The organism is Nonomuraea sp. 3N208, from assembly GCF_052245935.1.
In the GTDB taxonomy this organism is placed as follows: Bacteria; Actinomycetota; Actinomycetes; order Streptosporangiales; family Streptosporangiaceae; genus Nonomuraea.
Genome location: NZ_JBQQBR010000027.1, coordinates 45886 through 59142 on the forward strand (window position 1 = coordinate 45886; position 13257 = coordinate 59142).

The 13257-nt window shown below is 69.5% G+C and carries 11 protein-coding genes; 6 read left to right on the forward strand and 5 right to left on the reverse strand.

Annotated features, from left to right (window positions below; all coding sequences use genetic code 11):
* Positions 1–35 precede the first annotated feature (35 nt).
* From ACTWPT_RS35515 to ACTWPT_RS35540, 6 genes are all read left to right on the forward strand, one after another.
* Positions 36–1670 (forward strand): FAD-dependent oxidoreductase, encoded by a 1635-nt coding sequence (locus ACTWPT_RS35515; protein ID WP_443181890.1) that lies wholly within the window; start codon positions 36–38, stop codon positions 1668–1670.
* Positions 1667–2533 carry a PrsW family intramembrane metalloprotease gene (locus tag ACTWPT_RS35520; RefSeq protein WP_443181891.1) on the forward strand — a complete coding sequence of 289 codons (867 nt, stop codon included), beginning with the start codon at positions 1667–1669 and terminating at the stop codon, positions 2531–2533. The genes ACTWPT_RS35515 and ACTWPT_RS35520 overlap by 4 nt, the downstream gene beginning before the upstream one ends.
* 122 nt (positions 2534–2655) lie before the next feature.
* Positions 2656–4803 carry a sensor histidine kinase gene (locus ACTWPT_RS35525; RefSeq protein WP_443181892.1) on the forward strand — a complete coding sequence of 716 codons (2148 nt, stop codon included), beginning with the start codon at positions 2656–2658 and terminating at the stop codon, positions 4801–4803.
* Between the two features lie 13 nt (positions 4804–4816).
* Positions 4817–5224, forward strand: a complete 408-nt coding sequence (locus ACTWPT_RS35530) for a roadblock/LC7 domain-containing protein (protein WP_443181893.1) — start codon at positions 4817–4819, stop codon at positions 5222–5224.
* Positions 5221–5583 carry a DUF742 domain-containing protein gene (locus tag ACTWPT_RS35535; protein ID WP_443181894.1) on the forward strand — a complete coding sequence of 121 codons (363 nt, stop codon included), beginning with the start codon at positions 5221–5223 and terminating at the stop codon, positions 5581–5583. Before ACTWPT_RS35530 ends, ACTWPT_RS35535 begins: the two co-directional genes overlap by 4 nt.
* The gene (locus ACTWPT_RS35540) at positions 5564–6136 is read left to right on the forward strand and encodes a GTP-binding protein (protein WP_148438261.1); all 573 of its coding nucleotides are present in this window, start codon (positions 5564–5566) and stop codon (positions 6134–6136) included. The genes ACTWPT_RS35535 and ACTWPT_RS35540 overlap by 20 nt, the downstream gene beginning before the upstream one ends.
* 16 nt (positions 6137–6152) lie before the next feature.
* Here the strand turns inward: ACTWPT_RS35540 and ACTWPT_RS35545 are convergent, their stop codons facing one another.
* The 5 genes from ACTWPT_RS35545 to wecB form a co-directional block, all read right to left on the reverse strand.
* Positions 6153–6527 (reverse strand): DUF742 domain-containing protein, encoded by a 375-nt coding sequence (locus tag ACTWPT_RS35545; RefSeq protein ID WP_443181895.1) that lies wholly within the window; start codon positions 6525–6527, stop codon positions 6153–6155.
* Complete coding sequence (locus ACTWPT_RS35550) at positions 6524–9061, reverse strand: nitrate- and nitrite sensing domain-containing protein (protein ID WP_443181896.1); 2538 nt, start codon at positions 9059–9061, stop codon at positions 6524–6526. The genes ACTWPT_RS35545 and ACTWPT_RS35550 overlap by 4 nt, the downstream gene beginning before the upstream one ends.
* 56 nt (positions 9062–9117) lie before the next feature.
* Positions 9118–9804: a DUF998 domain-containing protein gene (locus tag ACTWPT_RS35555; RefSeq protein ID WP_443181897.1), complete on the reverse strand. Its 687-nt coding sequence runs from the start codon at positions 9802–9804 to the stop codon at positions 9118–9120.
* Between the two features lie 102 nt (positions 9805–9906).
* Positions 9907–11943, reverse strand: coding sequence for a glycosyltransferase family protein (locus ACTWPT_RS35560; protein WP_443181898.1), 2037 nt, complete (start codon positions 11941–11943; stop codon positions 9907–9909).
* A gap of 57 nt (positions 11944–12000) precedes the next feature.
* On the reverse strand, positions 12001–13131 hold the full coding sequence (gene wecB / locus ACTWPT_RS35565) for a non-hydrolyzing UDP-N-acetylglucosamine 2-epimerase (RefSeq protein ID WP_443181899.1): 1131 nt from the start codon (positions 13129–13131) through the stop codon (positions 12001–12003).
* Between the last annotated feature and the right edge of the window lie 126 nt (positions 13132–13257).

Here is a 13257-nt window from a genome sequence, read left to right on the forward strand (position 1 = left end):
GCGTCGCATTTGGCCGGACTGCTGATGATCGCGCCATGAGCTTGAGTCCGCGCGACCTCGGGATGAACCAGCCTATTTCTCGCCGCGACTTCTTCGACGGCATCGCGGTTAGTGCGTTTGTGTCCGCGGGGAAAGCTGGGAAAGCCCAGGAGAGCGCGGCTCCGCCGGCGCCGAGTGGATTCCGCGGCGGCGCGGCGGAGGCGCTCAGCGTGCCCCACGCGCTGCGGGACGGTCGCTTCTGGCAGTACGCGGATCCGCCCGAGCCCACCGGCGAGAGCTACGACCTCGTGGTGGTCGGCGGCGGGCTCAGCGGGGTGAGCGCGGCCTGCGAGTGGCTGCGCCGGGATCCCGGCGCAGCCGTGCTCGTCCTCGACAACCACGACGAGATCGGCGGGCAGGCGCGGCGCGCGGTCTTCCACCGGCAGAGCGGCCCGGCGCACGGCGACCCCGGCCTGGCCGACGGCGTGATGTGCGATGCGGAGACCTTCGGCGCGGACACGCTGGTCAGGCTGGCGTCCGACTGGGTGGCCAGGCTGCCGATCGACGGGCGGGCCAGGGAAGACCTGCGCATGCTGCACCGGGAGCCGCCCGACTGGTTTCCCGGGCTGTCGGCAGAGGGCAAGCAGGAGCGGTTGGCGGAGCTGACGTATTCGGCCTTCCTGCTGGAGGTCTGCGGTGTGCACCCGGACGTGGAGCGGTTCTGCCGCAGCATGTCGTGCCAGGAATGGGGGTACGACACGCGGGCGCTCGGTGCGATCGACGCCTGGGGCACCGGATATCCGGGGTTCGCGGGCCTGGGGCTCGACGCGAACAAGCCGTCGCGGTTCAACTCCCCCACCGTGAAGAAGCAGTGGGGAATGGGGGATCCGGACGTTTACCTCTTTCCCGAGGGGAATCACGCCCTGGTGCGGACGATGGTGCAACGGACGCTCGAGCGGCCCGGCAACCGAGTGCGCTTCCGGCTGTCCAGCCCTGTCGTGTCAGTACGCGACGGCGCCACGTCGGCGACCGTGGGCTACTTCGACGGCCACCAGGTCATGACCGTCACGGCCGGGGCGGTGATCCTGGCCTGCTGGAACGCGGTCATCCCGTACCTGGTGCCGGAGTTGCCCACCGAGCAGCGGCAGGCGCTGAGCGCGGCCGTCCGGGTGCCGCTGCTGCACGCCACGGTACGGGTGCGCGACTGGGACGCATGGCGGCGGGCCGGCGTGCGCCGGGTGCGCTGGACCGGCGCGTACTGGTCGCTGACCGAGCCGGAGCCGCCCCGCCGCCCGGGTGGGCCGGCCGCGGTGCACCTGCTGGCCACGCCGTGCCGGTCGGAGCTGGGTCCGGAGGCGGGCTCCGTGGCGGGCCGGCGTGAGCTCATCAAGACGCCGTACGAGCATCTGGAGCACACGATCCGGGACCAGCTCGCCCGGCTGCTGGGGCCCGGCGGCTTCGACCCGGCCGGGGACATCGAGGCGATCACGATCAACCGGTGGGGGCACGGGAACGCGCCCGAATACTGCCGGCCGTGGCACACGTTCTATCCCGACGGGCCGTTCCCCGCGGACACGGCGCGCAGGCGCTTCGGCAGGATCGCGATCGCGGGCTCGGACTCGGCGCCCGCCGCCCGCGCCGATGCCGCGGTCACGGCCGCTTTCCGCGCGGTGGAAGAGCTGGCCCGATGACGCTCCGAGCTCTGTGGCTGCGGATCTTCCTGGTCGGGCTCACGCTCTGGGCGGCCACCGTCGTCGTGACGGCCTGGACGAAGAACTCCAACCTCGTCCCGACCGCGGTGCTGTTCGGCAGCTTCCTGGTGCCGGTGACGTTCGTGGTGTGGGCGTACGGGCGCGGCCGATCCCCGCGGGTCACGGTCGAGCTGATGTTCAAGGCGTTCGTCGTGGGCGGCGTGCTCGGTGTGCTCGGCGCCTCGCTGCTGGAGAGCTGGCTCATCCGGCCGTCGGTCATCATGTACGTGCTGGTCGGCCTCATCGAGGAGGGCGTGAAGCTGGCCGCGCTCATGTTCGTCACCCGGCTCATGAAGACGCGTGCGACCATGGACGGCGTCATACTCGGCGCGACCGTCGGCTTCGGCTTCGCCGCCTTCGAGAGCGCCGGGTACGCCTTCAACGCCCTCTTCACCTCCGAGGGCCTGTCGCTGGCCCAGCTGGTCGAGACCGAGGTGCTGCGCGGCATCCTGACGCCCGTCGGGCACGGCCTGTGGACGGCCATCGCCGGCGGTGTGCTCTTCGCCGCCCGCGGCCGGATCACGGTTCCCGTGGTGCTGACCTACCTCGGCGTCTCGCTGCTGCACGCGTTGTGGGACTCGATGACCGCCATCGCCATCGCGATCATGCTGGTGCTGACCGGCCGGCCGTGGCAGTTCGAGCTGCTGCGGATCGGCCGGGTGCCGCGGGTGAGCGCGTGGCAGGTGCACATCTTCACACTGGTGAACTGGGTGGGGCTCATCACGATCTCGCTGGTCGCGCTGGTGTGGCTGTGGACGATCGTACGATCGGGCAAGCACCATCGAGAGATCTTGTCCCAATAATCACGGTAATGAACGTCTTCCTCCCACTGCGCCGGAAGCATAAACGGTGCTAGTCTCCTGTGCGATCTTCCGGAGGTGTATTTACACAAGGTGTGGAAATGCCCCCGACTCGAGGTTGGGACATGGGCTCGCGAAACCGGTCAATTCGGTTCAAGATCTTCTTGTTACTGCTGCTACCCCTCCTGTCTCTGAGCGCGCTCTGGGGTTTCGTCCTCAACCTCACCATGGGCGACGCCCAGTCACTGATCCGGGCCGGCACGCTGTACCGGACCATCGGCGTCACCTCCACCGACTTGGGCTTACAACTTCAGGGCGAGCGAGTGCGCTCCGCCGAGGCGCTCACCACGCGTGAGCTCACCGAGGCACTCGGCGGCCAGCGCGCCCGCACCGACCGGTCCGTCGGCGAGTTCCGTCAGGCCGTCACGGAGGCCGGCGACGCGATCGACAACCTGCGCCGCCCGCTGGGCACGCTGATGGGCGGGCTCGACCGGCTCGGCTCGATCAGGGCCGACATCGACAACGGCCTCAGTTCCCGCCTGTCCGGGCTGAACGAGTACAACCGCATCCTCGACTCGATCTTCACGCTCTACGACCACCTGGTCACCGTCTCCGACCTGGCCATACTCCAGCAGGCATCCTCGCTGCAGGCCATGGGCATGGCCAGGGAGCAGATCGCCAGGGAGCACGCGCTGGCCATCGGGGCCCTGGCCGACAAGCGGCTCACCGAGCCCGAGACCGCGGCGTTCACCGAGTACGCCGCGTCCAGGAAGTTCCTGCACGCGCGCGGGCTGGCGGGCCTCGAGGTGACGTTGCGCAGGCCGTACGAGCAGATCTTCGCCTCCGAGCCGTTCCGGAGCTTCCTCACCATGGAGGCCAGGGTCGTCAGGACCGGCACGCCGCCGCCCGACGCCGCCGCCTGGACGGAGACGATCAGCACCCTCACCGCTCAGCTGGACAAACACGGCCTGGCCGCATCCGAGGTGCTGGCCGCGCGCACGTCCGAGGCCGCCACGGCCACGGTCGCCGAGATCGCGTTCGCGGGCGGCGTCGGCTTGATCGCGGTGCTCGCGTCGATCATCATCTCTGTACGCTTCGGTCGTCGCCTGGCCGGAGAGCTCGGCGGGCTGCGCGCGGCCGCGGTCGAGCTGTCGGAGCAGCGGCTGCCCGACATCGTGGAGCGGTTGCGCAAGGGTGAGGACGTCGACGTGCGGGAGGAGGCCAAGGCGATCAAGGTGAGCGGTTCGGCAGAGATCACCGACGTGGCCAGGGCCTTCGGTTCCGTGCAGCGCACCGCCGTGACCGCGGCGGTCGGCCAGGCCGCGCTGCGGCGCGGGGTCGGCCAGGTCTTCCTCAATCTCGCCCGGCGCAAGCAGGGGCTGCTGCATCGCCAGCTGGCGCTGCTCGACGGCATGCAGCGGCGTACGCACGATCCCGACCGGCTGGAGGAGCTCTTCCGGCTGGACCACCTCACCACGCGCATGCGGCGGCACGCCGAGAGCCTGATGGTCCTGTCGGGCTCCGCGCCCGGGCGGGCGTGGCGCAAGCCCGTGCCCGTGATCGACATCGTCCGGGCCGCGGTCGCCGAGGTCGAGGACTACACCAGGGTGACCGTCGAGACGATGCCGGTCAGCGCGTTCGACGGGGGCTCCGCGGCCGACCTCACGCACCTCGTCGCCGAGCTGGTCGAGAACGCCACCATCTATTCACCGCCGGACACCCAGGTCCAGGTGCGCGGCGACCAGGTGAGCAACGGCTACGCCATCGAGATCGAGGACAAGGGCCCAGGCCTGCCGGTCACCGAGTACGCCGCGTTCAACGCGCTGCTGGCCAACCCGCCGGAGTTCGATCTGGCCGACAGCGACCGGCTCGGCCTGTTCGTGGTGGCCAAGCTGGCCGAGCGGCACGGGATCAAGGTGCTGCTGCGGCGCTCGCCCTTCGGCGGCACGAGCGCCATCGTGCTCGTGCCGCGCGACCTGGTGACCGAGCAGACGGCGCTGACGGCCGGCGACAGCGGGGAGGAGATGGCCGCGCTGCCGAGCCGTACCAGGAAGAAGGCGCTCGCGGTGGTCACCTCGGGCACCCACGCCGGGCTGCCCAGGCGGGTGCGCCAGGCCGGCCTGTCGCCGCGGCTCAAGGAAAACCGGCCGTCCGAGGAGCCCAAGCCCGAGCAGTCGGCCGAACGCTCTCCCGACGAGGTACGCGACTTGTTCTCAGCGTTCCAGCGGGGAACCCAACGCGCCCGAGAAGAAGCCTCTGAGGAGGGGCCATGACTAAGGGGGATGCATGAGTGTGCCGACCACCAACACCGGTGAGCTGAACTGGCTGCTTGACGACCTGACCACCAGGGTCGGCGCGGTGCGCCAGGCGGTCATCCTGTCGACCGACGGCCTGGCGATCGGCTACTCCAACGGGCTGATCCGGGAGGACGCCGAGCACTTGTCGGCCGTGGCGGCCGGTTTCCAGAGCCTGGCCCGCGGCACCGGACGCCATTTCGGCGGCGGCGACGTGCGCCAGACCATTGTGGAGATGGAGTCGGCGTTCCTGTTCGTCACGGCGGCGGGACAGGGCACCTGCCTGGCCGTGATCGCCGATGCGAACGTCGATGTCGGCCACATCGCCTACGAGATGGCGATGCTGGTGAAGCGGGTGGGCCAGCACATCACCACGAACCCGCGCGCTGGAGCGTCATGAGCGACGGCCCGCAGTGGTTCGATGAGGAGGCCGGGCCCGTCGTCCGGCCCTATGCCCTCATCCGCGGTCGCACGCGTTCCTCCGGGGACACGTTCGACCTCGTCGCGACCGTGCGCGCCATCGGCGACTCGCCGGGTGAGCTCGGTCCCGAGCAGCAACTGATCCTGCGGGCTGCTCGCAGTCCCATCTCGGTGGCCGACCTGGCCGTCGAGCTCGACCTGCCTGTCGGCGTCGTCCGAGTCCTGCTCGGCGACATGCGTGACCACGGCCTCATCTCGGTGTCGTCGCCCTCGGCCGGAGGGACGCGGTCGAATGAGCGCATTCTCAAGGAAGTGATCAATGGACTCCGTGCTCTCTGAGGACCCTGTCGCGCTGAAGATCCTCATTGCCGGCGGGTTCGGCGTCGGCAAGACCACCCTGGTCGGATCGATCAGCGAGATCAAACCGCTGCGCACGGAGGAGGTGCTCTCCGACCGCGGGATCGGTGTGGACGACCTCGACGGCGTGGAAGCCAAGACCACCACGACCGTGGCGATGGACTTCGGGCGCATCACGATCCGCGAAGGGCTGGTGGTGTACCTGTTCGGCACGCCCGGGCAGGAGCGGTTCTGGTTCATGTGGGACGAGCTGTCCTACGGAGCGCTGGGCGCGGTCGTGATCGCCGACACCCGGCGGCTGACCGACTGTTTCCCATCCGTCGACTACTTCGAGCAGCGTGGCACGCCGTTCGTGGTGGCCGTCAACTGCTTCGACGGGGCGGATCGGCACAGCGTGGACGACGTGCGCATCGCGCTCGACCTGGACGACGACGTGCCGGTGATGCTGTGCGACGTGCGGCGGCGCACGTCGGCCAAGGAAGTCATGATCACCCTGGTCGAGCACTCCCTGCGCACGCTGACCTCGGCGAACTGAGGCCTACCGAGCGCCGTCAGAGCGCTCGGAGACCGCTGATCACCTCACGGAGCAGGCTCTCGGTCGGCGTGGACGCCTGCTCGCCCTGCGGGCGCACTGAGATCAGGCCGTGCTCCAGCAGGTCCCCCAGCAGCACCCGCAGCACGCCGACCGGCAGGCCCACCTCCGAGGCGAGCTCGGCGACGGGCCTGCCCTGGCCGGACAGGCAGCTGACCACCCTTCGATGCTGTGCGCTTAGCTCGGCGTGGGACGGGGCGGGCAACCCGGTCGAGACGACGGTCGCCAGCAGGTCGAGCGCGGAGGACGCGGGCCTGGTGCGCCCGCGCGCGACCGCGTACGGCCGTACGACGGGGCCCGCCTCCTCGTCGACCCACTCGTGCTCGCGGCTCACGGCTGAGATCCCCCGTCCTGGTCGCTGTCCTGCCGCCCGCGCTGCCAGCCGGACTGGAGCGAGGAGAGCAACGCTCTGGCCTCCTCGGGCGAACGCTCCTCGGCGGGCGGGATGGGGGTCGGCTCCTCCTGGAGCCCCTGAGGCAGGTTGGTCTGCCGCCGGCGGCGGGGCAGGCTCGTCTGCCGTTCGGCGGGGGGCCCGCTGGGCCCTTCACGCGGCGGCAGACCATTGGGCCCTTCACGGGGCGGGAGACCATTGGGCCCTTCACGGGGCGGGAGACCATTGGGCCCTTCACGGGGCGGGAGACCATTGGGCCCTTCACGGGGCGGGAGACCATTGGGCCCTTCACGGGGCGGGAGACCGTTGGTCCGGTCGCGCTGCGGAAGGCCGGTCGGCCGGTTCCGTTGCGCGAGCTCCGGCAGGCTCATCGGCACGTCGGCACCCGGCAGGGTCGTGGGCCCGCCGGAGCTCGCGCCCCGCGGCAGTTCCAGCTCCGGCTCCGCCAGTTCCGCGAGCTCCGCGGGCGGCGCCTGCTGCGGCAGCGCGGGTCCCGCGCCACGCTTGGCGGTACGGACCCGGCGCGGCAAGTCGCCTGGCCCCGTGGTCTCCGGCCGGACCACCGACACGGAGATGGACTCGAACTCCAGCGGCTGCACCGGGGTCGCCATGGGCTCGACCAGCGATCCCGGGACGAGCACGATCGCGGTCGTGCCGCCGTACGGCGAGGGTTTTAGCGTCACCCTGATGCCGTGCCGGGCCGCGAGCATGCCGACCACCGCGAACCCGAGCCGCTCGGTCTGCGCGGCGTCGAACTCCGGCGGGCTGGCCAGGCGCTCGTTGATGATCCTTCGGGTGGCCTCGTCCATGCCGAGGCCACGGTCCTCGATCTCGACGGCGAAGCCCCTGCCGACCATCTCCCCGCGCACCGAGACCTCGTTGCTGGGCGAGGAGAAGGCGGCGGCGTTCTCGATCAGCTCGGCGAACAGGTGCATGAGGTCGGCCACCGCCGCGCCGGAGACGCCGCACTCGGTCATCGGGTAGACGCGGACCCGGGTGTACTCCTCCACCTGGGCCGCCGCCCCGCTGAGCACGTCCTCGATCGGGATGATGCCGCGCCACCTGCGGCCCGCGGAGCCGCCGGAGAGCAGCACCAGGCCCTCGGCGTGGCGGCGCATGCGGGTGGTCAGGTGGTCGAGCTTGAACAGCCGCTCCAGGGCCTCCGGCTCCTCCGTCTGGCGCTGCATCTCGTCGAGCAGCTTGAGCTGGCGCTGCAGCAGCGACTGGCTGCGCCGCGCCAGGTTCCGCAGCGCCTCGGACAGGCCCTCCCGCATCCTGGCCTGCTCGACGGCCGCGTCCACGGCCGTGCTCTGCACGCTGTCGAACGCCGCCGCCAGGTCGCTGACCTCACTGGTGGCGTTGCGGCCCACCCTGATGGGCGGCGCCTCGGCCTCGATGTCGACGCTCTCGCCCTTGCGTAGCTTGGCCACGACGTCGGGCAGCCTGATCTCGGCCAGGTCGAGAGCGGTACGGCGGAGCGTCGCCAGTTCACGGGTGATCCTGCGGCCGACCCGGATCGAGATGAAGACGGAGAAGGCGACCGCGATCAGCCCGACCGCGCCCGCGATGGCGGCCTGTACCACGATGGCGATGCCGGCGGGCTCCATCCTGGCCAGCAGCTTGTCGCCGGTGCGCCAGATGGCCTCTTGGTACTCCTTCTGCACCTGGTCGGCGACGCCCCGCCAGAGCTCGATGTCCAGCGACTGGCCGGCGACGTAGCTCTCCACCAGGTTCTCCATGGTGACGTACCTGGAGGAGTAGTAGATCTTCTCGAACGGGGCCCGCAGCTCGGCGTCGAGGTTGGCCAGGGCTTTGGGGAAGAGGTAGGTGCGGGTGCCGTCGATCCCCGCCAGCATGTGAACGTCGCGCATGTTCGCCTGGCCGTTCGCGGCGATGATCAGGGCGTGCTCGCGGCTCAGCAGCTCGCGCACCTCGTCGGCGGCGATCAGGCCCTGCGCCTGCAGCGAGAGCTCGACGTCCGTGCCCATCGTCAGCCGGGAGTAGAGCAGGTGGATCTCGTCGGAGATCTTCGCGTACTCCGTCACGAGACCGCCGGGGGTGAGGCTGCGCTCGTCCACCTTGCGCCTGATGTCAGGAAGCCGGTCGATCGCCGCGAACACGCCTTGGAGCTGGTTCTTCATGTCCTGAGTGAGCGCGTTCTGCGTGTCCTCGGACAGCGCCTGCTCGGTCAGCTGCTTCCTGTTGGCGTCGACCTTGGCCCGCGTCTTGCTCAGCGCGTCCGGGTCCGTGACGGCGCCCGCGATCCGCTCGGCCGAGGCCAGCCGCTCGGCCTGCAGGTTGCCGGTCAGGCCGTCGGTGTGGTTGATGACGCCTGTCCAGATCGTCTCGACCTTGAGCAGGTCGAGCGCCTCTCCCGACGTGGTGCTCGCGGCGAAGCCCCAGAGCGCGACCAGGGAGACCAAAGGGATGACGAGCAGCGTCGAGATCTTGAATCGGATGGATCTGCCCGATGCCATGACACCTGCTCCCGGATAGAAGATCGCCGGAGAGAATAGCATCGAAACACATGGTTTTAAGATCGACTAGCGATAAATCTGTGATATGTCGGGATTTTTAGGGCCTCGATCCGGTGAGGAGAAGTCCTCCGCCGCCAGGCGAGCCGCACCAGCCAGACCGCCAGCACGGCGAGCAACGCCACCTCGGCGCCCAGCAGTAACCTCTCCACGAGCCCGATCATCACCCGCTCTCCCGGCAGGGCCACGTACGTGATCGCCAGCAGCCCGAACCCCCCGGCCAGCGCCACCCACTCCACGGCCCGCGCCACGGGCTTCCAGTCGGCGTCGGCGGCCAGCCTGGGCACCAGCAGCGCCCCGGCGGCCGGAAGGCTCACGAACGCCGCCACGGACACGTATCGATGGATCTGCGCCGCCAGGTCGAGGTCCACGCCGATCGGCGTGGTCGGGACGACCGCGGCCACCACGAGCGCCCCCGACCACACCATCAGCAACCGCTCCGGCATCCCCCGGACGGGCGCGCCCGCCACCCTGAGGCCCGCCAGCAACACCAGCGAGCCGATCCCCAGGACCGCCATCGCGACCTCCGTGACGCCCCCGCGGTCGGACACGGCGTACTCGCTTACGGTCACGTTCATGGGGTCGAGGTAGGGGTCGGGGCCGAACTGCCCGACCACCACCGCGACCACGGCGAACATGATCGATCCACAGGCGATCAGCGGGAGGAGCCTCTTTGCTGCGGTCATGCCGCAACTCTCCCGCCGCGCCCCCGTCACGCACATCCGGCCCTGCCCCCGAGCCGTCCCTGAACTCGACCCTGACTTCTCCGGGTCTTGCCGCCCAGGGGCTCAGATCAGGACGTGGGCATCCGGGCGGCCGACGAAGGAGAACTGGGCGTTGCGGGTCAGCTTGATGTGATCGGCCTGCCAGGTGTGCATCGAGGCGTCGGCGCTGCGCCAGTAGACGAAGTTGAAGCGGTCCGCCGAGTAGATCTTGACGGAGTCCGCCTTCAGCCGCCGCACCAGCTCGGTGTCCTCGCCTCGGGTGATGTCCGCGAACCCGTACGAGCGGAACATGTCCCCCTTACCGAGGAACGTGCCGCCCTGGACGAGGAACGAGTAGCGGTGCTCCAGGCCGGGCAGCCGGAGCATCGTGGTGTCGCTGCCCTCGAAGTACGCGTAATGCGCGCCCTTGCCCACCAGCTCCGCGTCGGAGTAGTCGAACGCCCTGACCAGGTCCGACAGATAGTGGTCCCCGTACAGGTTGTCGTCGTCCATCTTGGCGATCAGGTCGCCTTCGGCGGCCGCGATGCCCAGGTTCATGCAGGCGCCGAGCGACAGCGAGGCGTCGGCGGGCAGGACCACGACGTCCGTGATGCCCGCCATGCGGGCCTTGTCGGCGACCACGACCGGGTCGATGTCCAGGCCGTGCAGCACCATGATCAGCTGCAGCGGACGGTGGATCTGCCGGGCCACCGACGAGATCGCGTGCTCGATCTGGGAGGCGCGGTTGGTGGGCAGCACGACCGAGATCGAGCGGGTCCTGGGCTCCACGTGGTGGCCGAGGTCCTGCAGGATCTGGTCCACACGGTGGGAGAACAGGTGCTTGTCGAACACCTCGCGCATCGCCAGGTGCCCCATCCTGGCACGCAGCTCGGGGCTGTTGATCAGGTGCAGGACCTGGTTGTACGACTCGATCGGCTCCCGCGCGATGGGAATGAGGCCGCCGAACGTCTCCTCGATCGCCCGCGACCACCCCGACACCACCGGGGTGGCGCAGGCGGACAGCTCGAAGACCCGCCGAGCGCACATGGTCGGCGAGTCCAGCACCGAGTTGACGTTGAGGAAGACCTTGTACATCCGGTACGCGGCCAGCATCTGATCGTACGGCAGCTCGCCCACGATGTGCGGCCGATACTTCTCCGGCCAGGCGTACTTCTCGTCCACCTCGCCGTTGCGCGCGAAGATGTGCAGGCCCAGCTCCCGGACCGGGTCGAGGACGGTCTCCATCTGCTCGCGGCGCTCGGGGTGCTTGTCGCGGAAGTACATCCCGGCGAACACCACGTCGTGCAGTCGGCCCTGCTTCTGCTGGATCGGGTTGTGCACACGCGGCTGGGCGGCGAACTGCAGCACATCAACCCGGTCGTGCCCCAAGACTTCCCGATATTTCGGGAGCATGTCGCCGTCGCAGGTGAACACGTAGTCGAACAACTTGGCCGTGTCGATGAAGAAGTCGAAGTTCGGAGGGTCCTCCTTGTTCCAGAAGACCGTCGGAATGCCCTCTTGCCTGCACCAGGCCACCAGGTCGCGCAGCGGCTCCTTGGGGGCGTTGGTGCCGGTCATCTGGTAGCGCCAGCGGCCCTGGTTCCCGTGCCAGGCCGACTCGCAGAACAGCAGGTCGGGACGCTTCTCCGCGAAGATCTCCGGCCAGTCCTTGAGCCCGAACTCGATCTGGTCCCACTCGTAGCGGAAGGCCATCCTGGAGAAGTCGTCCAGGATCACCGCGACCTTCAGGTCCGGCCGGTTCACCGGCCCGCTGGGCCACTTCGCCGGCGGCACCTCGGCCAGCGGCGGCCGGTTGTTGGCGATCTCGACGGCCTCGGTGACCGGCATCGGTGGCTTTGGCGCCTTCTCCTTCGACCGGACCGCCTCGACGATCTTCCCTGGGCTCTTCGAGCCGAGGGCCTCACCCAGCTTGAACGTCCGCTTCGCCTGCGTCGCCTCAAGCTTCCACTGCGCGTACGCGGCCTTTGCCTCGGCGATCTCCAGCCGCCGCCGCAGCTCCCGGACCTCCGCCTCGTACCGCTCGACGAGCTTGCGCTCCTCGGGCAGCCAGTTGACGGGTCCGAGTCGTTGATATGCGGGGGGCTCGGGGGTTTCGGCCATGGTGGTACGCCTATCGCTTAGCGGAGGAGGTATGTCATGTTACGTCGGAAGCGAAGGCTATTCGGGGCGTTTGGCCTGGGAGGCAGGCGCCAGGTTGTCGCCCTTCAGCCAGGCGGCGATCACCGTGGCGATCCGCGCCCCGGCCTTGCCGTCCCAGAGAACCGGCAGCTCACCGGCCGGCGTGGCGGCGCCGTCGGCCAGCGCCTTCTCCGCGGCCGCGGGCAGGAGAGCGGGCGTGACCAGGCGGTTCGTGCCGTGCGTGATCGTGATCGGCCGCTCGGTGTTGGGCCGCAGCGTCAGGCAGGGCACGCCCAGCATGGTCGTCTCCTCCTGCACGCCGCCGGAGTCCGTGACCACCAGCGCGGCGCCGCGGACGAGTGAGAGGAAGTCCACATAGCCGAGCGGATCGACGACCTTGATCGTCTCTCCGTCGACCAGGCCGGCCGCGGCCAGCCGCGCCTTGCCGCGCGGGTGCACCGGAACCACGATCGTGACCTGCCGCGACACCTCAAGCACGGCGTCGACCAGTTCCTTGGCGGCTTCGGCCGTGTCCACGTTCGCGGGGCGGTGCAACGTCGCGACGGCATAGCGAGCCGGTATGCCCAGCCGTGCCGCCACCGGCGCCGGGTCCAGCGTCGGCAACGCCGAGAACAAGCTGTCGATCATGGGGTTGCCGACCAGGTGCACCTTGGACGGCGGCACGCCTTCGGCCGACAGGTAGGCCAGGGCCTCGGGGGAGGTGGCGAAGAGCAGGTCGGCCAGTGCGTCGGTGACGACCCTGTTGACCTCCTCGGGCATGCCCCGGTCGAACGAGCGCAGCCCTGCCTCCACGTGCGCGGTCCGCACGCCCAGCTTGGCGCAGACGAGGATCGCGGCCAGGGTCGAGTTGACGTCGCCGTACACCACGACGAGGTCGGGTTCGTGCTCCTGGACGACCTCCTCCAGGCCGACGAGCAGGGCCGCGGTCTGCTTGGCGTGGCTGCCCGAGCCGACCCCCAAGTTCGCCACCGGATCGGGCAGGCCGAGGTCGGCGAAGAAGACGTCGGACATCAGCGCGTCGTAGTGCTGGCCAGTGTGGATGATGCCCTGCCGCACGCCGAGTTCACCGAGTGCCCGCACCACCGGGGCCGCTTTCACGAAATTGGGACGAGCACCCAAAACGTGCAGGACCAGGGGGTTCTCCCTCATTGACCTCGCCTTTCATAGCGGAAGGGAAAAAGCGTTGCCTATGGTACGGTCACGGCGTGGCATCCGACGCCAGTCGTCAAGACTCCTCTAAGGTTTCCGCGAAGTCCGCCCGTGCCGGCGTCGGTG

What these genes read in the sequence shown, in the direction of transcription:
- ACTWPT_RS35515 (WP_443181890.1), top strand. Translation starts at nt 36, where the DNA reads ATGAGCTTGAGTCCGCGCGACCTCGGGATGAACCAGCCTATTTCTCGC.
- ACTWPT_RS35520 (WP_443181891.1), top strand. Translation starts at nt 1,667, where the DNA reads ATGACGCTCCGAGCTCTGTGGCTGCGGATCTTCCTGGTCGGGCTCACG.
- ACTWPT_RS35535 (WP_443181894.1), top strand. Translation starts at nt 5,221, where the DNA reads ATGAGCGACGGCCCGCAGTGGTTCGATGAGGAGGCCGGGCCCGTCGTC.
- ACTWPT_RS35555 (WP_443181897.1), bottom strand. Translation starts at nt 9,804, where the DNA reads ATGACCGCAGCAAAGAGGCTCCTCCCGCTGATCGCCTGTGGATCGATC.
- ACTWPT_RS35560 (WP_443181898.1), bottom strand. Translation starts at nt 11,943, where the DNA reads ATGGCCGAAACCCCCGAGCCCCCCGCATATCAACGACTCGGACCCGTC.
- ACTWPT_RS35540 (WP_148438261.1), top strand. Translation starts at nt 5,564, where the DNA reads ATGGACTCCGTGCTCTCTGAGGACCCTGTCGCGCTGAAGATCCTCATT.
- ACTWPT_RS35530 (WP_443181893.1), top strand. Translation starts at nt 4,817, where the DNA reads ATGAGTGTGCCGACCACCAACACCGGTGAGCTGAACTGGCTGCTTGAC.
- wecB (WP_443181899.1), bottom strand. Translation starts at nt 13,131, where the DNA reads ATGAGGGAGAACCCCCTGGTCCTGCACGTTTTGGGTGCTCGTCCCAAT.
- ACTWPT_RS35550 (WP_443181896.1), bottom strand. Translation starts at nt 9,061, where the DNA reads ATGGCATCGGGCAGATCCATCCGATTCAAGATCTCGACGCTGCTCGTC.
- ACTWPT_RS35525 (WP_443181892.1), top strand. Translation starts at nt 2,656, where the DNA reads ATGGGCTCGCGAAACCGGTCAATTCGGTTCAAGATCTTCTTGTTACTG.